22 protein-coding genes are annotated in these 18,600 nt (G+C 55.9%); 1 reads left to right on the top strand and 21 read right to left on the bottom strand.

Annotated features, from left to right (window positions below; translation table 11 throughout):
* Positions 1–40 precede the first annotated feature (40 nt).
* The 11 genes from panD to F1381_RS09035 form a co-directional block, all read right to left on the bottom strand.
* Positions 41–424 carry an aspartate 1-decarboxylase gene (gene panD, locus F1381_RS09085; RefSeq protein ID WP_151734505.1) on the bottom strand — a complete coding sequence of 128 codons (384 nt, stop codon included), beginning with the start codon at positions 422–424 and terminating at the stop codon, positions 41–43.
* Complete coding sequence (panC, locus tag F1381_RS09080; protein ID WP_151734504.1) at positions 417–1,307, bottom strand: pantoate--beta-alanine ligase; 891 nt, start codon at positions 1,305–1,307, stop codon at positions 417–419. Before panC ends, panD begins: the two co-directional genes overlap by 8 nt.
* Before the next feature lies 1 nt (position 1,308).
* A complete protein-coding gene (panB, locus tag F1381_RS09075; RefSeq protein WP_151734503.1) occupies positions 1,309–2,175 on the bottom strand; it encodes a 3-methyl-2-oxobutanoate hydroxymethyltransferase in 867 nt (288 codons plus the stop codon).
* A 323-nt stretch (positions 2,176–2,498) separates the two neighbouring features.
* Complete coding sequence (locus tag F1381_RS09070; RefSeq protein WP_246187962.1) at positions 2,499–3,296, bottom strand: biotin--[acetyl-CoA-carboxylase] ligase; 798 nt, start codon at positions 3,294–3,296, stop codon at positions 2,499–2,501.
* Positions 3,283–4,683, bottom strand: coding sequence for a CCA tRNA nucleotidyltransferase (locus F1381_RS09065; RefSeq protein WP_187355261.1), 1,401 nt, complete (start codon positions 4,681–4,683; stop codon positions 3,283–3,285). The genes F1381_RS09070 and F1381_RS09065 overlap by 14 nt, the downstream gene beginning before the upstream one ends.
* A gap of 13 nt (positions 4,684–4,696) precedes the next feature.
* A complete protein-coding gene (gene bshA / locus F1381_RS09060) occupies positions 4,697–5,854 on the bottom strand; it encodes an N-acetyl-alpha-D-glucosaminyl L-malate synthase BshA (RefSeq protein ID WP_151734500.1) in 1,158 nt (385 codons plus the stop codon).
* Between the two features lie 193 nt (positions 5,855–6,047).
* Complete coding sequence (bshB1, locus tag F1381_RS09055; protein WP_151734499.1) at positions 6,048–6,743, bottom strand: bacillithiol biosynthesis deacetylase BshB1; 696 nt, start codon at positions 6,741–6,743, stop codon at positions 6,048–6,050.
* Positions 6,740–7,165 (bottom strand): methylglyoxal synthase, encoded by a 426-nt coding sequence (gene mgsA, locus F1381_RS09050; protein ID WP_151734498.1) that lies wholly within the window; start codon positions 7,163–7,165, stop codon positions 6,740–6,742. Before mgsA ends, bshB1 begins: the two co-directional genes overlap by 4 nt.
* Before the next feature lie 16 nt (positions 7,166–7,181).
* Positions 7,182–7,985 carry a 4-hydroxy-tetrahydrodipicolinate reductase gene (gene dapB / locus F1381_RS09045; RefSeq protein ID WP_151734497.1) on the bottom strand — a complete coding sequence of 268 codons (804 nt, stop codon included), beginning with the start codon at positions 7,983–7,985 and terminating at the stop codon, positions 7,182–7,184.
* Between the two features lie 32 nt (positions 7,986–8,017).
* Positions 8,018–8,545 carry a tetratricopeptide repeat protein gene (locus F1381_RS09040; RefSeq protein ID WP_246187961.1) on the bottom strand — a complete coding sequence of 176 codons (528 nt, stop codon included), beginning with the start codon at positions 8,543–8,545 and terminating at the stop codon, positions 8,018–8,020.
* Positions 8,546–8,605: 60 nt separating this feature from the next.
* Positions 8,606–8,935: a nucleotide pyrophosphohydrolase gene (locus tag F1381_RS09035; RefSeq protein ID WP_151734496.1), complete on the bottom strand. Its 330-nt coding sequence runs from the start codon at positions 8,933–8,935 to the stop codon at positions 8,606–8,608.
* Between the two features lie 159 nt (positions 8,936–9,094).
* Between F1381_RS09035 and F1381_RS09030 the strand changes: the two genes are divergently transcribed.
* Positions 9,095–9,964: a YitT family protein gene (locus F1381_RS09030; RefSeq protein WP_151734495.1), complete on the top strand. Its 870-nt coding sequence runs from the start codon at positions 9,095–9,097 to the stop codon at positions 9,962–9,964.
* A 95-nt stretch (positions 9,965–10,059) separates the two neighbouring features.
* Here the strand turns inward: F1381_RS09030 and F1381_RS09025 are convergent, their stop codons facing one another.
* The 10 genes from F1381_RS09025 to hisC form a co-directional block, all read right to left on the bottom strand.
* Positions 10,060–10,929: a sporulation protein YpjB gene (locus F1381_RS09025; protein ID WP_151734494.1), complete on the bottom strand. Its 870-nt coding sequence runs from the start codon at positions 10,927–10,929 to the stop codon at positions 10,060–10,062.
* Positions 10,930–10,984: 55 nt separating this feature from the next.
* Entirely contained in the window at positions 10,985–11,629 is a 645-nt protein-coding gene (locus tag F1381_RS09020) for a DUF1405 domain-containing protein (RefSeq protein WP_151734493.1), read from the bottom strand.
* A 217-nt stretch (positions 11,630–11,846) separates the two neighbouring features.
* A complete protein-coding gene (locus tag F1381_RS09015; protein ID WP_150271098.1) occupies positions 11,847–12,026 on the bottom strand; it encodes an IDEAL domain-containing protein in 180 nt (59 codons plus the stop codon).
* Between the two features lie 18 nt (positions 12,027–12,044).
* Positions 12,045–12,551 carry a gamma carbonic anhydrase family protein gene (locus F1381_RS09010; RefSeq protein ID WP_151734492.1) on the bottom strand — a complete coding sequence of 169 codons (507 nt, stop codon included), beginning with the start codon at positions 12,549–12,551 and terminating at the stop codon, positions 12,045–12,047.
* 12 nt (positions 12,552–12,563) lie between these two features.
* Positions 12,564–13,649, bottom strand: coding sequence for a hypothetical protein (locus tag F1381_RS09005; RefSeq protein ID WP_151734491.1), 1,086 nt, complete (start codon positions 13,647–13,649; stop codon positions 12,564–12,566).
* A gap of 102 nt (positions 13,650–13,751) precedes the next feature.
* Positions 13,752–14,339, bottom strand: coding sequence for a histidine phosphatase family protein (locus tag F1381_RS09000; RefSeq protein ID WP_151734645.1), 588 nt, complete (start codon positions 14,337–14,339; stop codon positions 13,752–13,754).
* A gap of 155 nt (positions 14,340–14,494) precedes the next feature.
* Positions 14,495–15,082: an anti-sigma factor family protein gene (locus tag F1381_RS08995; RefSeq protein ID WP_151734490.1), complete on the bottom strand. Its 588-nt coding sequence runs from the start codon at positions 15,080–15,082 to the stop codon at positions 14,495–14,497.
* Between the two features lie 5 nt (positions 15,083–15,087).
* A complete protein-coding gene (locus tag F1381_RS08990; protein ID WP_151734489.1) occupies positions 15,088–15,675 on the bottom strand; it encodes an RNA polymerase sigma factor in 588 nt (195 codons plus the stop codon).
* Positions 15,676–16,324: 649 nt separating this feature from the next.
* Positions 16,325–17,419 carry a prephenate dehydrogenase gene (locus F1381_RS08985; protein ID WP_151734488.1) on the bottom strand — a complete coding sequence of 365 codons (1,095 nt, stop codon included), beginning with the start codon at positions 17,417–17,419 and terminating at the stop codon, positions 16,325–16,327.
* A gap of 55 nt (positions 17,420–17,474) precedes the next feature.
* Positions 17,475–18,572, bottom strand: a complete 1,098-nt coding sequence (hisC, locus tag F1381_RS08980) for a histidinol-phosphate transaminase (protein WP_151734487.1) — start codon at positions 18,570–18,572, stop codon at positions 17,475–17,477.
* Positions 18,573–18,600 lie beyond the last annotated feature (28 nt).

Below are 18,600 nucleotides of genomic sequence, written 5' to 3'. Positions count from 1 at the left end.
TTCATGCCTGCCATTGATTGCTTGCCTGGAGCGGCAACGTTCAGGCAATCGTTGCATGGATTTCATGGTCCGCCAGCTTGACCGGCTTGTTGGCTTCGTCCACAAATACGACGGTCGGCTTATGGCCGGCGAGCTCTTCGTTGGAGAGCATTGCATAAGAAATGATAATTACGGTGTCACCCGGCTGTACCAGACGGGCTGCTGCACCGTTCAGGCAGATCACTCCGCTTCCGCGCGGTCCGGGAATCACATAAGTCTCCAGACGGGAACCGTTGTTGTTGTCAACGATCTGGACTTTCTCATTCTCCAGCAGATCCGCGGCTTCCATCAGGTCCTCGTCGATGGTAATGCTGCCGACATAGTTCAGGTTGGCTTCCGTCACCGTGGCACGGTGGATTTTGGACTTCATCATATGTCTAAACAAGGACGTGCACCTCCTTGGCGGTAAATACATTATTATCAATCAACCGTGTTCTGCCGAATTTCACGGCAAGAGCGATTATAATCTCTCCGGCTGCATCCAGCAAGCGGGAGCTTCCTTCCAGCGGCTCCAGCGCCGGGAATGTCAGAATTTCCGCGTAATCGATTTCGGCAAGCTGAGAGGAGCCAATCACCGAGGCCAGCAGCGCTTTGGCTTCATCTACGGTCCGCACCCTGCCTTCCTCCAGCGCCGTGCGCACTTCACGCAGGGAACGGGACAGTACCAGTGCCTGACGGCGTTCTTCCTCGCTTAAATACACATTGCGCGAGCTGAGCGCAAGTCCGTCCTTCTCGCGGACAATCGGACAGGCGACGATCTTCACATTCATATTCAGATCGGATACCATCTGGCGCAGCACCGCCACCTGCTGGGCATCCTTAAGTCCGAAGAAGGCGTAGTCGGGCTGTACGATATGGAACAGCTTGCTGACAACCGTCGCCACCCCGTCGAAATGGCCGGGACGGGAAGCCCCGCACAGCCGGTCGGTCAGCGCCGAGACGGAGACGGTGGTGCGGATGGCCTGCGGATACATTTCTTCCACCGAAGGGATAAACACGATATCTGCGCCCTCGCGCTCCGCCAGAGCCAGGTCACGGGCCTCATCCCGCGGATAGGCCGCGAAATCCTCGCTGGGCCCGAACTGCAGCGGATTGACAAAAATACTCATCACCACTGTGCCGGACTGCTCCACAGCGCGGCGCAGCAGGCTCGCATGACCCTCATGCAGATAGCCCATCGTCGGGACAAAGCCGATCGGGGTGTGACCCCCTCCGCGCATATATTCCAGCGCTTCGCGCAATTGTTCAATCGTTCTGACGACTCTCATCTTACTCCACTCCTTTTCCGGCTCCGCCGTACAGCGCGCCGAGTACACTCTCGTCTGCCTTGAACACATGCTCCTCCGCAGGGAAGCTGCGTTCCTTCACTTCCCGGACATAGCTGCCGATGCCCTCGCGGATCAGGCTGCCCACATCTGCATAGGATTTGACGAACCGCTTCTCGCGGTAGTCCGCGTCATAGCGCAGCACATCGTGGAACACCAGCACCTGGCCGTCGCAGTGCCGTCCGGCCCCGATTCCGATGGTCGGGATGGAGAGCGCCCGGGAAATCTCGGCGGCCACCTCCTCGGTGACCAGCTCCAGCACGATCGCAAAAGCGCCGGCTTCTTCCAGCGCCTTGGCCTGTTCCAGCAGGCGCTGGGCATCCTTGGCATCTTTTCCCTGGATCCGGTAGCCGCCGATCATATTCACCGACTGGGGGGTCAGGCCGATATGGCCGAGAACCGGCACCCCGGCATTAACCACTGCCTTGACGGCCGTACAGATTTCCTGTCCGCCTTCCATTTTGACAGCTTGGGCCCGGCCTTCCTGCATCAGGCGGCGCACACCGCGCAGCGTCTCATCTACACTTCCGTGATAAGTCATAAACGGCATATCTGCCACCACGAACGTATTGGGCGCTCCGCGGACCACCGAGCGGGTGTGATACACCATATCGTCGATGGTCACCGGCAGCGTAGTATCATAGCCCAGTACCACATTGCCGAGCGAATCGCCGACGAGAATCATATCGATGCCCGCTTCCTCGGCCAGCATGGCCGAAGGATAATCGTATGCGGTAAGCATGCTGAGCGGTACACCGTCACCTTTCATTTTTTTCATTTTTACAATGTTGAGTGGCTGTTTGTTTCCCATTTCGCTCCCGTTCCCCTTTTCGTGTTAGATTTTGCGCAAAAACGCGCAAACAAAAAAACCTTTTAGCATGTCCGCTAAAAAGGTCCGAAGGGCAAAAAAGAGTCACTCGCGATCGTCCCTTCTGTCTCGGTCCTTACGGCTCAGAGCAGAATCCAACATACCGTCAATCCAGTGATGATGGTGAAGCTGGCGAAGTACAGTTCGTTAACCCGATACCGTCTTCTGCCCTAGTATAACAAATTCACCGCTTAATTACACCACAAAAATGTGACAAGGCATGGAGGCCCTGTCACCTGTTCAGTGAGTAATAATTGGATGAAGGATTATATAATCTCAATTTCTCCAGACAGTACGCTGATGATTTCCCCCCGCTCATTTTGCAGCAGCAAGGCGCCATTCTCATCGAGACCGACAGCCTGCCCCTCCCCGCGGTTCTCGGGTGTGCCGAAGATAATGCGCCGTCCGAGCGTCACCGAGAGAGATTCCCAAGCTTCGCGCACCGGGGCGAACCCCTCCCGCAGATAAACACTGTACCAGGCCTCCAGTTCAGCCAGCACCGCTTCCGCCAGTTCAATGCGGTCCACGGGCTCGCCGCTTTCAATCTGGAGCGAGGTGGCTACGCCGCGCAGCTCCTCCGGGTAATCCTCCACCGCCAGATTGGCCGATATCCCGATTCCAGCTATCGCGTAATGCAGCCCGCCTTCCCGGAGGGAGGATTCAACCAAAATTCCGCAAATTTTGCGGCCTCCGGCCAGCAGATCGTTGGGCCATTTAATTCCGGCCTCTACTCCGGTCACCCGGCGGATAGCGGTGCACACCGCCACACCGGCCAGCAGGGTCAGCTGGGGGGTCGCCGCCAGCGGCAGCTCCGGCCGCAGCACCACGCTCATCCAGATGCCTTTGCCCGGAGGCGAGTGCCATTTGCGGCCCATGCGGCCCCGGCCGCCGGTCTGCTCCTCTGCCATCACGGCGGTGCCTTCGGAGGCACCGGACTCTGCGAGTCTCTTGGCTTCCTCCTGCGTAGAAACCACGGTGTCCAGCCGGTGCAGAAGGACAGACCACCGGGACGTTTTACCTTCCCCCTGCGGTTCCCGATTCGATGTCAGTTTATTGCTCATCATGTTTAACCATCCTTTGTGCTTCCTGCAGCAATACCTGCGGGTCATTGTCAAGCGCACCCGCCGCCACTTCCAGCAGCAGGCGCTGCAGCAGCGTGCCCAGCCACGGGCCCGGCCGCTTGTCGAGCCGTGCTGCCACCTGCCCCCCTGTCACCGCCAGCTCTCCGAGCGTGAACAGCGGCATGGCCGCGATCCAGGCGCGGAGCCGGGCGGTGTCCGGCGGAGCGGCAGGCGCTGAGGCAGCGTCTGCGGCTGCTGGCGGCCCGGCGGGGCTAGCCGCCGGGCCGGTGCCTGGCTCTGCAGCGGGCTCAGCCGCTGCAGGCCCCGCGGAGCCGCCGCCGGCACCCGGCGGCAGCGCCTCGGCCACCGCAAGCCAGCCTTCGGCGGCTGCGCGGCCGATGGCCAGCACGGCGGCGATCCACCGCCGCCGCAGCTGCTCCGTGCCGCCCGGGGTCCCCGGCGGCACCTCCGCCAGCGCCGCGAGCCATGCCTCGCGGGCGCGCAGCACCCCGGCGACGGCGCTGCGCGTCGCCCCCGGGAACGTCCATGCCCGCAGCAGTCCGTCGGCCGAAGCGGCCGACTGCCCCAGGGCATGGAGCAGCAGCGCCCACCGCAGGCGGGCGCTCTGCAGTTCCCCGATCCCGGCTAGCTGAGCGGCGGCTGCCGCCAGCTCAACGCCGGTCCAGGGGAACGGAGCTTTGCCGCGCGGCAGCAGTCCGCTGCGCGCAATCAGGGCCAGGCCGCGCTGCGGGTGCGGCCCCTCCACGATGCGCTCGACTTCGGAGCGCATCCGCTCCACGGCAATGTGCGCCAGCTTGTCGCGCTGGCGCAGCAGCCCGCGCCAGGTGTTCTTCGCGATGCGGAAATCCAGCACCGCTGCGAACCGCAGGCAGCGCAGCATCCGCAGCGCATCCTCGTCGAAGCGCTCTTCGGCTTCGCCGACGCAGCGCACGAGGCGGCGCTCCAGATCGGCCGCACCCCCGAACGGATCGAGCAGCTTGCCGTCCATGCCGCTGCAGATCGCGTTGATCGTGAAGTCACGGCGCCGCAGGTCCTCCTTCACATCGCTCACGAAAGAGACATGCTCCGGCCGCCGGTGGTCGGCATAGCCGCTCTCCGTGCGGTATGTAGTTACTTCAAAGCTGAATCCGTCCTGTAGCACCGTAACCGTGCCGTGAGCCAGCCCCGTCGGGACGCAGCGCGGAAAAGCCTCCATAATCTCCTCCGGCAGCGCCGAAGTCGTCAGATCGATATCATGCACGGGCCGGCCCAGCAATTCGTCGCGGATGCATCCGCCGACGAAATAGGCCTCTCGGCCGCGTTCGGCCAGCACGGACATCACCTGTCCGGCGGCCTCCGCCATGCCGGCGGGCGCCATGTTCCATTTCACCCGGCTCAGCCCCCTATCTGCGGATCGTATCCAGCCCAAGGACTTTGCGGCCGAGCACGCGGTAATAAATATCCTCATACTGGTTCGTAATGCGGTCACGGCTGAAGCCTTCGCAGGCCCGCTCCAGACAGGCTCTGCGGAACTCCTCGGCCATCTTGCCGTCCGAGAGCAGCCGGACCGCATATTCCGCCATGGCTGCCGTGTCGCCGATCGGTGCCAGAAAACCGGTCTTCCCGTGCATAATGAGCTCCGGCATCCCGCCGGCCTGTGAGCCGATCGTCGGGACGCCGCAGGCCATCGCTTCCAGTGCTACAAGCCCGAAGCTTTCCTTCTCCGAGGGCAGGAGAAGCAGATCGGCCAGAGAGATCACCTGGGCGATTTCATCCTGCTTGCCGAGGAACCGTACCCGGTCCTCCAGGCCCATCTCGCTGATCTTGGCCTGAATCTTCGGCAGGTCCGGCCCTTCGCCGACCAGCAGCAGACGCGATGGCACCTCGCGGTTCACCCTTGCAAAGATATCGACGACATCGCCGACCCGCTTGACCGGACGGAAGTTGCTGATATGCATCAGGATCTTCTCGTGCGGAGCCGCGAAATCACCGCGCCAGTCCGCCACATCACGCGGATAGTACACTCTTTTGTCGATAAAATTATACGTCAGGTCAATATCCCTTGTAATATCGAGCGCGCGGCGGGTCTCCCGGATGAGGTCTTCCGATACTGCGGTCACTGCATCGCTTTCGTTGATGCCCAGACGAATCAGATCCTTGAGCGATTCATCGTGTCCCAGAACCGTGATATCGGTGCCATGCAGCGTCGTGACCACCTTGATATCGTTGCCGAGCATCTGCTTGGCCAGATAGGCGCAGACGGCATGCGGCACGGCATAGTGGACATGGAACAGGTCCAGATTCTGCATTTTGGCTACATGGGCCATCTTGGTCGCCAGGGCCAGGTCATAAGGCGGATAGCGGAAAACGTAATAGTCGTTGACCTCCACCTCGTGATAATAAATGTTCTTCTGAAACGTCCCGAGCCGGAACGGAATGCTGTGTGTAATAAAATGGACCTCATGGCCTTTCTCGGCCAGTAATTTGCCAAGCTCTGTCGCCACAACGCCCGAGCCGCCGAGAGACGGATAACAGGTGATGCCGATTTTTAGCCGTTGCATAGCTCCGTCCCCTTACCTTTTACAATTTATTATTACTTCATGTAATGACATGAATTTATTATAGTGGTTCCTTACCCAATAATAAAGCGTTGACAACACCCGCTTCCGCCTGCCGGAAGAGTTGCCGCAAGAGAAGAAGAAACGGCCGCTTATGTCCTGTATTGGCTAAGCAACCGTTTCTCACTATTCTCTATTATTTTTCAAATAAATTCACCGTATGCGGCACCCGGCAGGCAAATCCTTCGGCAAAAGGGATCAGCTTGCGCTGCCCGAGCAGCATGTCCCGTGCGCGGACACGTTCGATGTAGCCCTCGTTGAGCGGTGTTGAGACGATATCCTCGCCGGGCGCTTTCGCAAACTGCGAACGGTAGCAGGCCAGCGACTGTTCCTTCAGCCCGTATTGTTCCGTTACATCGACGATGAGATCCGTACGCCCCAGATCGTTGATGAAATAAAAATACAGCAGCGGCGCAGGTACCGCCGGCAGCTCCGGCATATATTTGCGCAGCTTGGCGTTGAATACCGCCGCTTCCACCAGCTTGCTGGCGGCGATGTGGTCGGGATGGCGATCCTCCCAGTAAGGGGCAAAGACGATATTCGGGGCATAGCGGCGGATTTCCGCCGTCACAGCCGCCAGCTGCCGCTCATCCCCGTGCAGACCGCGATCCGGCAGGCCGAGATTGCTCCGCACAGATACGCCAAGCAGGTCTGCTGCAGCCTGCGCTTCCAGCTTGCGTCCTTCCACCGTTCCGTTGGAGGACATCTCGGCCTCCGTCAAATCACAGATGCCCACACGCTTGCCGGCAGCTGTATGTTTGGCAATGGTTCCCGCCATACCGATCTCGGCGTCATCGGCATGGGCGCCGAACACCAGGATGTCCAGCTTCATTGCTCGTCAACGCCCGGCTTGTACTTATGTACGAGCTCCCGCCAGCCGAAATCGCCGCGGTCAATCGCCTTGACCAGAATTTCGGCGGTGGCGATATTGGTGGCCACCGGAATACCGTAGACGTCGCACAGCCGCAGCAGTGCGGTGATATCAGGCTCATGGGGCTGCGCCATCAGCGGATCGCGGAGGAATACAATCAAATCCAGTTCATCCTGCGCCACCATTGAGCCGATTTGCTGATCTCCGCCCAACGGTCCGGACATGTAGCGGTGAATGATCAGCTTGGTCGCTTCCATAATCCGCTGTCCGGTCGTACCGGTGGAATAAAGCTCATGACCGTCAAACACATGCTCGTAAGCCGTCACAAAATTAACCATTTCATCTTTCTTGCGGTCATGCGCGATAAAAGCAATCTTCAACATCCTGTTTCTCCCCCGTCTATTCTATGAAATGCTCGAAACCGTAAATCAATCCCGTGTAGCCCATAACCTTCTCGATGCCCATTTTTACTCCCGGCATATATCCCGCACGCTCATAGGAGTCGTGGCGGATTTTGAGCGACTGTCCGAATCCCCCGAACACCACTTCCTCCTGGGCAAACACTCCCGGCAGGCGGACGCTGTGAATCCGGAAGCCGTTATAGTAACCGCCGCGCGCGCCCTCAATGACCTCTTCTTCCTGTGGATTGCCCTGGCGCAGCTCCTCGCGTGCCTCGGAAATCATCTCGGCCGTCTTGATGGCCGTGCCCGACGGCGCATCCAGCTTCTGGTCGCCATGGGTTTCGATAATCTCCAGATGCGGGAAGTATTTGGCCGCCTGTGCAGCAAACTTCATCAGCAGAATGGCCCCGATGGAGAAATTGGGTGCAATCAGCCCGCCGATGCCCCGTTCCCGGCATTGCTTGTCCAGATCCCCGATCTGCTCCGGTGTGAAACCGGTCGTCCCGATTACCGGACGCACCCCGTATTTGACTGCCAGTGCAGTGTTGTCGTAAGCAGACTGGGGAGTAGTAAAATCAACCAGCACCTCTCCTCCGCGCTCGTTCAAGGCGGCTTCCAGATCGGAAGTAACGATTACTCCGCATTCTTCAAGTCCAACCAGCCGGCCGGCATCCATTCCGCTGGCGGAACGGTCAACTGCCGCCGCCAGCTCCAGCGCTTCATCCTCCAGCACCAGCTTAACTACTTCTTTGCCCATTCTGCCTCCTGCACCGGAGACGATTACTTTGATCTTGTCGCTCACCTTGTATCCTCCTCTTTGTCCTAGTTCAACATTTACTGGATATATTTCTGCAATGACCGTTGCAGGTCTTTCATTAATTGCCGCAGTCCGGCATCATCGGGATGCAGCGCGATTACCTCTTTAAGCGCGGCAATCGCCTGCACATGCTCGTTGATCCGGCTGTGGGCGATGGCCAGCCATACGTAGGCATCCCCATACAAGGGATCCAGCCTGATCGCTTCGCGCAGCAATGTAACCGGACGGTACGGATTGTGGCTGCCGGCCTGTTCATCCTCCAGCAGCTTCTTCGCCTCCTGTACAAGCCGGAGCGCCTGCAGATGCTGCAGATGCAGCCGGTACTCCGGCTTCTCCTCCAGCTTTACAGCCGCCTGGGCATGCTCAAGCGCTTTTTCCAGCATACCGCTGCGGGCGTAAGTGATCGAACAGCGGTAGCGGACCTCGGCATCGTCCGGACTTGCCGCAATGGCTGTCTCGAAGTGCTTGATCGCTTCGGCAAAATCACTGCGCAGTATGGAGCGGTATGCCGCTTTGACGTATTCGTTCTGTTCATTAGGACTCACCCTGCACACCATCCCCACGGCTAAATTCCGTTAGTTTGGTACAGCATATGTTTATGAAGCCTAATCGGTGTTTTTGGGCGTCCACCGGTCAGCGTCGCGCGTATTGAATTTGTGCATCACTTTATTATGCGCTTCCGTTAAATCAATGCCAAGCGAATTGGCGAAACATACTGTAATGAAGAGGATATCACCCAATTCAAGCTCAATGGAGTTTTCCGCTTCATCGGCTTTCTTCGGTTTCTCACCGAACCGGTGGTTCACTTCCCGCGCGAGCTCGCCCACTTCCTCGGACATCCGGGCCATCATGGACAACGGGCTAAAGTAACCTTCTTTAAACTGTGAGATATAAGCGTCGACTTCACGCTGGATATCGCCAAGACTTTTATCCATTTTTAGTATTCTTCGCCCCCTGTGAGTTCTTGCCTTCTGTTTGCCCCTATGTTATCGTAAAGACGTTTTGAAGACAAATCTTTTTTACAAATCCGGCCTGGGCCGGACCAAAGCCTTCTTCCTATATTCTGCCCCTATATGGGCATAGCGAGGGATTACATGAATTCAGCGAAACTGTTTAACAACGGCAAAATTATCGCCGCCATTCTGCTGGGTACAGCCGTATATGCTTTTGGCTTGCTGTACTTCATAGTGCCGAACCAGTTAATGGAGGGCGGAGTCACCGGGATTACCATTCTACTGAATTATGCTTTTAATGTTCCGATCTTCTTATCCAACCTGCTGCTCAATCTCCCGCTGTTCATTCTCGGCTGGAAGCTGCTCGGGGCCAGACAGATCGCCTATACCGGCGTCGGCATCGGCTCGCTGACCTTTTTCCTCTGGGTCTTCGAGCAGATCATCGCCCAAGGCTGGATTGAACCGTTCACCACCGAGCATGATTTTATTCTGGCCTCACTTTATGCAGGCGTCACACTCGGCCTTGGTCTCGGGATCGTATTCCGGTTCGGCGGAACAACCGGGGGCATTGATATTGTGGCGCGGATCCTTGGCCGCAAGTTCGGCTGGAGCATGGGTCAGATCATTCTGGCGGCCGACTTCATTATCATCGGTGCCTCCCTGCTTTATATTCCGCGGGAAAAGATTCTGTATACCCTGGTTGCCGTCTTCATCGCCTCCAAAATGATCGATTTCATCCAGGAGGGAGCATACGCCGCCAAAGCCTTCACCATTATCAGCGACGAAGCACCCAAGATCGCCGACCTCATTACGGTGGAGATGGAGCGCGGCGTCACGCTGATTCCGGCCATCGGCGCTTATTCCAAGCAGGCGAAGCACATGGTGTACTGCATTGTGTCCCGGCAGGAAATCCGCCGCTTGAGCCAGCTTGTCAAATCTGTCGATCCCCGGGCATTCGTCATCATCAGCGATGTCCACGACGTACATGGCGAGGGTTTCCGAGAAGGCTAGTTTGCTTGTATAGTACAAAAAAATGCTCTGCCACCGCGTAGGTATGGCAGAGCATTTCATGTATGCGCCTAATCCGTTATTCCGCAGCCTCCTCCTTACACCGGCTTCCACTCCTCCTTTGCCCCGCGGTATTTGCGGTAAGCGGCATAGCTGAGCGCTGTCAATATAAAAGCGCCGCCGAGCCAGCCCCACATTCCGTATTGCTCAGGAGGCAGGGGACGCGAAAGCGCAGGCTCATTCCGCTCCTTGCCAAAGAGCACCCGCACCGCCTCTTGTCCGTAAGAGATGATCTCCAGCAGCCGGGCCCGCGGAACCTGCTGCGACGAGGACTGAATCTCCGCGGCATAGGACAGCCAGGAGTCGAACTGATTCACCGCTTCCGGAGAGCGGGAAATCACCACGGCCGGACGGATATTATCGTAACGGCTCTGCAGTCTGTCCACAGCAGACTTCCAGCCGGCCGGGTCCCCCGCTCCAGCGCTGCGCTCCATTTCATTCAAATCTTCCCGGATCACTTTATAATATTGCAGCCACATCGGCTGGCGCGGCTGGTTCAGGCTGTTGGCAGCCAGCCGCAGTCTGGCGGCTGCCGCTTCCCAGCGTTCTGCAGAAATCTCCGCAGCCGCAAAAGTCGCCTTCACATCCATAATGACTTCCGCCAGCGCATGAATTCCCTCTACCGATGTCAATCCTTCATAGGATGAGGCTACGAACAGCCGTGATATTTCCTCGCTTTTTTCCCTGGCATGAATGACATCGCCTTTCAGTACAAGCTTATACAAGGCTTCGGCTTCTTCTTCCAGCCTCGCGGCCCCGCTTCTGCCCGTCCATGCGGCTGTATCAGCCGGCTGTTCCGCCGCTCCGACAATCGCTGAAGAGCTTGCGCCGGCAACAGGCCCGACCAGGCCACCCATAAGATATATAAGCACTAAGCCGGCCAGTACATAACCGATCCTGCGCGGCATGAGACATCCCCCCTACCCTAATGTATGGCAGGGGGGACAACGTTAGAACAGCTTGTCAGCGCCTTCCGGAGCCTGCTGACCATGGCACCCGGCGCAGCTTTCCGCTGAACAGCCAAGCTGCCGCCGTGCTCGCCAGAGTCAGGCCAATGGTGAAGTATTGCACCTCGTTCAGATCATCATCCAGAACGCTCGGCAGCCACGGAAAAATGCCCTGTGAATAATCAAGCATATCGTTGGCCAGCGTCCACAGCAAAGCGACCGGCAGCATCCGCCGGAGCGTAAAGAAACGCGCATAAATCAGCGCCTCGACAGCCATTCCCAAATGCGAGCCGACTAGCATCCAGTCCTTCCAGCTAATGACATCGCCCTGATAGCCTCCGGCGAAAATCATGGCCACAGCCCAAATCCCATACTTCACCGAGGTAAGCACGGCAAGCGCCTCAATCAGCTCGCGGACCAGCGTTCCCTTCAGGCCTTTGGGAGGGTAAAGGAGCAGCAGCAGCGCCACCGTAAAGAACAGGCTTGCCGTCGGGCTGTCCGGCACAAAAGGCAGCAGCCATGCGGGATAATGCTCCGCCGTATATGCCAGCTGATTGCCGTACCATATGTACCCGTAAATCGTGCCGAGAAAGTTGACTGCAAACAGCAGCCAGATCATCCCCCGGTGCAAAAACAATCTTTCAAACCCGTTAGCCGGCATACAAAGACTTACCTCCCAGATTAGCGGCAGCAGTAATTTAAACAGACAAAAACCCGACCGCAGGCACGATCAGGTTTGCGTTATCATTAATTTTACTGTTCAGATTTTTGTTTGGCAAGCTGTCCGGACGGGTTTGGCCTTCTGGTCCAATTTATTGTTTAGTATAGAAGGAAAATATAGCAAACGCGCCCGCTATAGAACCTGCGGGCGCATTGTATTATGCCAAACTTTTCAGTTCATCCGTTAAATACCGGAAAGCCTGCTCGTCTCCGGCCGCCAGCGCCGTGTCGATCTCCCGGTACAAGATGTCGGTACGACGCTTTCGCAGCGCTTCATCCCACACCATTTCTGCCGCAAGTCCTAGCATCACTTCATAGGTAGCCTTCATTTTGTCCATTCGATACACCTCCGCTGTTTAAGAAATTCCATATTCTCCGGCTTTTGTTACATAGCTCTCGCAAGTGCGGGCCATTCGCTGCAAATCCTGCTCCGTCAGTTCGCGGATGACTTTGGCCGGTGATCCCAGAGCGAGCGTATAGGGCGGTATGGCTTTGTTTTCGGTTACAACAGAACCGGCTCCTATTAAAGCATATTCACCAATTTCTGCTCCGTTCAAAACAATGGCACCCATTCCGATTAATGTGCCTCTGCCTATCCGGCAGCCATGGATGATGGCGGAATGACCGACCGATACGCTCTCGCCCAGCACCAGCGGCAGTCCCTCGGCCACATGGCCGATCACACCATCCTGAATGTTGCAGCGCTCTCCGATAACTACCGGAGCCAGGTCCCCGCGCAGTACGGCATTAAACCATACGCTTGAGTCTCTTCCAATTTGCACATCGCCAACCAGCTTAGCGCCCTCGGCTACATAGACTGAATCGTGCAGCCGCGGTATGTAGTTTCCGTAAGCAATCCGCATTTCTTCTCCCCCTTAGCGCGGCGGCCGCTTCAGACCCGCCGCTTCCATTCCCCATGGTGTCATCATGACAACCGGACCCTCGGATGATTCCCCCAGCCGGATCATGCCCAGATGGAGCATCATCCGCAATATGCGCTGTTCGAGAATAGACGCGGCATTATCGTAATAGAACGGCTTCACCAGCCAGCCAAGCCCTTCTACCAGAGAGGAGACGGTCACCCACTTCACTGCACACACGCTAACCCAGTATAGAAGCGAGGTAAGATTGGGAATAGCACCTTTATAGAGTTTTAACCAAAAGGAGAAAATCTGCATCATTCTTTCCGATTTTCCTTCAGCGAGCAGCTGTTCCCCGTTAGCCGCGAGCAGCAACCGGTTATGCTCTTCGGTGATGTAGCGGCGGTGACGGGCGTAATCATAGAGCAGCGCCAGGCGCGGCGGGTAGTGCTCACCCGCCCTTCCATACCCGAACCGCCATCCGCCCTTGCCCAGCAGCGGTTCCGGAATCTGCAGCGCGTTCATCACACCCTGCTGGCAGCGTTTGTAGAGTGCACCCTCCTGGTTCAGCTCCGGCTCATTCTCCTCTATATACCGCAGGAAGAGCAGTAAATCGCCGGACAGCATCTCTCCTTCGCCGCGGTACATAGACGGCTCCGGAGCGTTAACTATCCGCTCTCGCAGAACTGCCCCGAGTTGCTCGCGGAAACGGCTCTTAAGGTCCTCAGGAATCTGGAACAGATGTCTGCTTTGATGCGGAACCAGTGCGAACAGCCAGCCGCTGTTCTTCAGCCGGGCGACAAGCTCGCGGTTTCCGGCCTGACCGGGCAGCCGCTCGAAGCAGGCCTGAGACGCTGCTGCCAGTAAATCCTCCAAACTGAAGTGGCTCCGCTCATCGAATAGCAGCGTATTCAGAAAGCGCAATTCTTCCAGAGAGCAGCTGCGGATATGCGATTCCATGAAGCTGCGGCTGCCCAGCGTGACGAGTATGCTCTGAATCAGATCATGTTTCGAATTTCGTTTGCAATCGCATTCGTAGCGTCCCGCAATGGCGGTCAGCTGTCCAATATCCGCGTATGTGAGCATATCCGCCAGGTTCATTTTTTATCGCCTCACCGTTTTACTACCATTATGGGAAATACAGCCCTTTTTATTCCTTCATATTCAAAAAAATCTACAAAAAAAATAACCCGAAGGGTCGGGTTAACGCTGATTTTGCAGAAGATGACGCGTACAATTGTAGAGAAGCGGGTTCCAGTCGAGCTCTTTTTTTTCAAGGATCGTCAATGAAAGGTTGCCGATGCGTTCGGTATATTTATCTTTATAAAGGGCAGTGTACAGCTGCGCCAAAAAACCGCCGTGCGATACCACCAGCACATTACTGTCCGGGTAGCGGACTGAAAGGTCCTCAAGAAAGGCCCGCCCGCGCAGCTGAAGATGTGCATCGCTTTCTTGTCCGAGCTCCAGCAGATTCCAATCCTTGCCCCATTTCGTCTCACGCTCTAAAGCCGTAAGTCCTTCGACCTGCCCATAGGCGCGTTCACGGATACGGTGATCCGGCTCGAGGAGCGGGATATTCAGCTTGGCCGCGATAATTTGTCCGGTCTCCGCCGCACGGCACAGGCTGCTCGTTACACAGTAATCCCAGCGGTAAGGCTCCTGCAGCAGGCGGTCTCCCAGCAGCTCGGCCTGTCTGCGCCCTTCATCATTAAGCGGAATGTCGCTTTGCCCCTGAATCTTCCCTAATGCATTCCAATCCGTCAGCCCATGGCGTACCAGACCGATCAGCATGCCTCTCACCTATCCCTTCTTTAATGTTTGCTTATTAATGTATCATGAATGTAAACAAATGTCTTCTTTTTATAACGAAAGAAGCAGATTTCATTATTTTGGCAGTAAGCATTATAATAATAAAGAGCCCTCCATCCCTTGGGTTAGAGGACTCTTTATTGTCTGCGGTAACGGTTCAATCTAACCAGCAGAAAGATCGACAGAAATACACCAAGCATGGACAGCACCATCCAATATTGCGGATGACTGGGCCCCATATTGACGACAAGCGGTTCTATAATGCCGCCCTCCGGTTGTCCTCCCGGATAGGACGATGACCATTCCATGGACAGTCCAGCCACTCCTGTCTCTACAATGCCGCTCTGAGCTACCGCCCTGGTGTCCTTGAATATGGTGAAATAGATTGTGCTGCATATGAATACAGCCAGAAAGCAAGCAATCCACAGACTTAACCTGCGGCGGAAGGCTGCCGTATTGCCAGCAGATTTGCCATCCCCCGGCATCAGCCAAGGACTCTCCAAATAAATCCGTTCCATTACCCTCTGGTTAATGATCTCCGCACGTTCGTCACTTATCTCTACTCTGGACTCCTGCATCAATTCCATGCTCTCTTCCCACATCGCCCATTCGGCGGCGCAGTACGGACAGCCTGCAATATGCCTCTCCAGTTCTATCCGCTTCGGATCATTGGGGGGAGCGTCCCATAGAAGCGGAAATCTGTCTTGCGCTTCCCTGCAGTTCATCGGCCTTACACCCTCTCAGCCTGCACCTCTGCCTCAGGCTCATGGAAATAGGATTCAAGTTGTAATTTCACACTGCTTCTCGCACGGAATAACAACGATTTTACAGAGCTTACGCTTTGATCCAGGATCATGGCGATTTCCTGGTAATCCATTTGGTCATATTCCCGCAGAATCAGTGCAGAGCGCTGCTTCTCCGGAAGATTATTAATCGCTTCGCGCACCAGGTTCATCCGTTCCTTGCGCAGAGCCGCCTGCTCGGGTACAATTTCTGCCGGAGCAACCGGAATATATCCGCTCTCCTCCAGGGAGACATTGCCCGCACGGTTCTTACGCAGCTCGCTCAGCACGGTGTTGCGGGCGATAGTATAAAGCCAAGTTGAGAAGGAAGCATCCACTTCGCGGAAGGAATGCAGGCTGCGGAAAGCCTTATAGAAGGTCTCCGAGCAGAGATCCTCGGCGATCAGCTCCATATGGGAATTCTTCAGCATATGATAGACAAAGGCCAATATCTTGCGCTGATAACGCCGCATTAATTCCGAATATAATTCCGTGTTTCCTTGCTTAATCTGCTGGATCAACTGGGAATCCGTCATGGTGAGTTCGGCCCTCCTCGTCCCTTGCACGTTACTCCCGTCCGGTCCGTACTTAATTATACCGGCCAGGGTCCAAAAAGTTGCGCCACTGTGGTCAAATTTACCGCATTGTATAAAATACTTCCTATGTATATTCAACTCAGTCTTGATTCAGGTATGTTGAATGATCAATACCTCAGAAAAAATGTAGGGCGGCCATCTTGATGTGGCCAACCGGTTCGCTGAAACGCTCCCTTCCACAAAGTACCAAATGAAGCTATAAACATACTTAACCCAGTATAGCATAGTTTCTAACAAGATGACATTAATAGACTTTCGGCAGTACTGACGGGGTTGAGAAGCGTACCTTTCTGTCGAACTTCTACTTATCCGTATACCAAATTAGTATACACCCCGCAATTCAGGCTATTTTATAGAAAACTTAGCAAACAATAAATTAACTGTTGACAAAATGAAAACGGATACATATAATAAAAGTACAGTATGGTTTCTCTCCACTCCTATCCAAACACTGTACGGTTCCAAATACGTGAACTGTAACCGCTTATTATGTAAGCGGTCTTTTTTTTGTCCATTTCTGGTGAACCTTCACATCTCCCACACCCGCCAAACACTAATAACAAAAAAACCGGGGCAAGCGCCCCGGAATTTACACATACACGGTATAACCGTTGTCTTGCAGCAGCTTCTTGGCCCGCTCCATATCGTGCTCCTGCCGGAAGGACAGGCGCATGATTCCCGGAACATCCTCGCGGCTCTCAATAATCTGCATGTTGCTGAGGTTAATGCCTTGGTCGCCCAGCTCTGTGGCAATACGGCCGATGATGCCGGGATGGTCGGGAACATCAATGTGCAGGTCGAACAGCGGCATGATCATCCCTTTACGCCGTTCCGGCAGCTGGCTGCGGAAGCCGTTCGCTTCGCGGAACGCCTCCTGGATGCCTTCGCCATCTCCTACTTCCAGCATCCGGATGAATGCCGCCACTTCCTCGTTCCAGTCCTGCAGCAGACGGAGCATCACCGAGCGGTTGTTCAGCAGAATATCGCGCCAGATCAGCGGATCGCTGGAAGCAATACGCGTAATATCGCGGAAGCCTCCGGCTGCCAGCGTGCTGTACAAGGAATCCGTGCTGTCATACGCATGAACCTGATTGACCAGCGCTACGGCAATTATGTGCGGAAGATGGCTGATGGCTCCGACGATCTCATCATGGCGTTCCGGGTCCAGCCGGACAATTTGTGCTTTGGTATGTAACAGCAAGGATTGCAGTGCGTTGTAAGCTTCCTCGGGCACACCCGGCGGAGGGGTCAGCACATAATAGGCATTCTCGAACAACAGGGAAGACGCGGCTTCGACGCCGGAGCGCTCTGAGCCGGCCATCGGATGGCCGCCGATGAAATGCACGCCAGACAAATCCAGCGTACGCGCACACGCGGCAATGCTCGCCTTGGTACTGCCGACATCGGTAATTATACAACCTGGTTTAAGCGGGAGCTTGCTTAGTTGCAGCAAGTATTCCTCAAGCATGCCGACAGGCACGCATAAAAAAATAAAATCGGCATCCGCAGCGGCTTCCTCAACCGAAAGCGTAGCCTGGTCGACTACCCCTCTGCTGAGATATTTGTCTGCGGATTCGGGACGGTGGGCATGGCCGACGACGGTCAGGCCCTCTTTACCTTTGAAACAAAGGGCAAGGGAGCCGCCGATCAGGCCGACACCGAAAATGGCTATTTTGGTTGTCATCTTCTCTGTACTACCTGCCTTCTATTGGGACGTGTTGTTTAGCGGATATGAAGAGCTAGGCTTGCACTTGCTGCAGCTCCAGAACGTTCTCAAGAGCGGCGATGAACGCCTGATTCTGCTCTGCCGAACCGACAGTTACACGAATAAATGTCGGATACAGGCGATGACCCGCCCGCACAATAATTCCTTGGCGCAGCAGCCCGTCGAACACCTCTGTTGCTGCCTTGCGGACATCGACCATGATGAAATTGCCGTGCGCCGGGAAGTATTCTAGTCCAAGACGCCGGAACTCACCCTGCAGCTGTACAATTCCCTCACGGTTCAGTTCGCGGCATTCCTCCACATAAGCCTGATCCTGCAGTGCGGCGAGCGCACCCGCCTGGGCCAGCCGGGTGGTATTGAACGGCTCACGCACCTGGTTAATCAGCCGGATAATTTCCGGAGATGCTACGCCGTAGCCGATACGCAATGCAGCCAGGCCGTAAATCTTCGAGAAGGTGCGCAGTACAACCAGGTTCGGATACCGGTCCAGCAGCTTGATGCCGTTGGAGTAGGAAGCGTCGGTGACATATTCAAAATATGCCTCATCCAGCACGACCATAACGCCGGCCGGCACTGCATCCAGAAAAGCAAGCAGTTCAGGCTCTGGGACAATCGTTCCGGTCGGATTGTTGGGATTGCAGATCCAGATGACCTTGGTGCGTTCCGTAACCCGGGCCAGCATGGCATCCAGATCATGGGTACCTTCCTTAAGCGGTACTTCAATGGTAACCGCACCTTCGATATCGGCGTTGCTTTTATATACGGAGAAGGTCTGATCGGCCATGATGGTCTCATCGCCGGGCAGGAAGAACGCGCGGGCGATCAGGGCGATGATCTCGTCGGAGCCGCAGCCGAAAATAATATTCTCGCTCTTGACACCCAGATGAGCGGCAAGCGCAGCGGTCAGTTCAACGGCAGAGCCGTCAGGGTACAGATACAGGTTCTCCAGATCGGCGATGATAGCCGCTTTCGCGCTCGGGCTTGCGCCGTATGGATTTTCGTTGGAAGCGAGTTTGATTACTTCACTGAGCCCAAGCTCTTTCTTCACTTCGTCAATCGGTTTTCCCGGCTTGTAGACCGGCAAATTGACGATATTCGGTTTCGGATTCATGAACGGTCCTCGCTTTCTGCGGTATTGT

This window comes from Paenibacillus tengchongensis (assembly GCF_008973665.1).
Classification (GTDB): domain Bacteria; phylum Bacillota; class Bacilli; order Paenibacillales; family Paenibacillaceae; genus Paenibacillus_AQ; species Paenibacillus_AQ tengchongensis.
The sequence above is the reverse complement of the archived record's forward strand: the minus strand, read 5'-3'. Positions and strand labels throughout refer to the sequence as shown.

Excerpts from the sequence above, each read along its gene's own strand:
- panC (WP_151734504.1), bottom strand. The coding sequence starts at position 1,307 with ATGAGAGTCGTCAGAACGATTGAACAATTGCGCGAAGCGCTGGAATAT.
- panB (WP_151734503.1), bottom strand. The coding sequence starts at position 2,175 with ATGGGAAACAAACAGCCACTCAACATTGTAAAAATGAAAAAAATGAAA.
- F1381_RS09070 (WP_246187962.1), bottom strand. The coding sequence starts at position 3,296 with ATGATGAGCAATAAACTGACATCGAATCGGGAACCGCAGGGGGAAGGT.
- bshA (WP_151734500.1), bottom strand. The coding sequence starts at position 5,854 with ATGCAACGGCTAAAAATCGGCATCACCTGTTATCCGTCTCTCGGCGGC.
- bshB1 (WP_151734499.1), bottom strand. The coding sequence starts at position 6,743 with ATGAAGCTGGACATCCTGGTGTTCGGCGCCCATGCCGATGACGCCGAG.
- mgsA (WP_151734498.1), bottom strand. The coding sequence starts at position 7,165 with ATGTTGAAGATTGCTTTTATCGCGCATGACCGCAAGAAAGATGAAATG.
- F1381_RS09035 (WP_151734496.1), bottom strand. The coding sequence starts at position 8,935 with ATGGATAAAAGTCTTGGCGATATCCAGCGTGAAGTCGACGCTTATATC.
- F1381_RS09030 (WP_151734495.1), top strand. The coding sequence starts at position 9,095 with ATGAATTCAGCGAAACTGTTTAACAACGGCAAAATTATCGCCGCCATT.
- F1381_RS09025 (WP_151734494.1), bottom strand. The coding sequence starts at position 10,929 with ATGCCGCGCAGGATCGGTTATGTACTGGCCGGCTTAGTGCTTATATAT.
- F1381_RS09020 (WP_151734493.1), bottom strand. The coding sequence starts at position 11,629 with ATGCCGGCTAACGGGTTTGAAAGATTGTTTTTGCACCGGGGGATGATC.
- F1381_RS09015 (WP_150271098.1), bottom strand. The coding sequence starts at position 12,026 with ATGGACAAAATGAAGGCTACCTATGAAGTGATGCTAGGACTTGCGGCA.
- F1381_RS09010 (WP_151734492.1), bottom strand. The coding sequence starts at position 12,551 with ATGCGGATTGCTTACGGAAACTACATACCGCGGCTGCACGATTCAGTC.
- F1381_RS09005 (WP_151734491.1), bottom strand. The coding sequence starts at position 13,649 with ATGAACCTGGCGGATATGCTCACATACGCGGATATTGGACAGCTGACC.
- F1381_RS09000 (WP_151734645.1), bottom strand. The coding sequence starts at position 14,339 with ATGCTGATCGGTCTGGTACGCCATGGGCTGACGGATTGGAATGCATTA.
- F1381_RS08995 (WP_151734490.1), bottom strand. The coding sequence starts at position 15,082 with ATGAACTGCAGGGAAGCGCAAGACAGATTTCCGCTTCTATGGGACGCT.
- F1381_RS08990 (WP_151734489.1), bottom strand. The coding sequence starts at position 15,675 with ATGACGGATTCCCAGTTGATCCAGCAGATTAAGCAAGGAAACACGGAA.
- F1381_RS08985 (WP_151734488.1), bottom strand. The coding sequence starts at position 17,419 with ATGACAACCAAAATAGCCATTTTCGGTGTCGGCCTGATCGGCGGCTCC.
- hisC (WP_151734487.1), bottom strand. The coding sequence starts at position 18,572 with ATGAATCCGAAACCGAATATCGTCAATTTGCCGGTCTACAAGCCGGGA.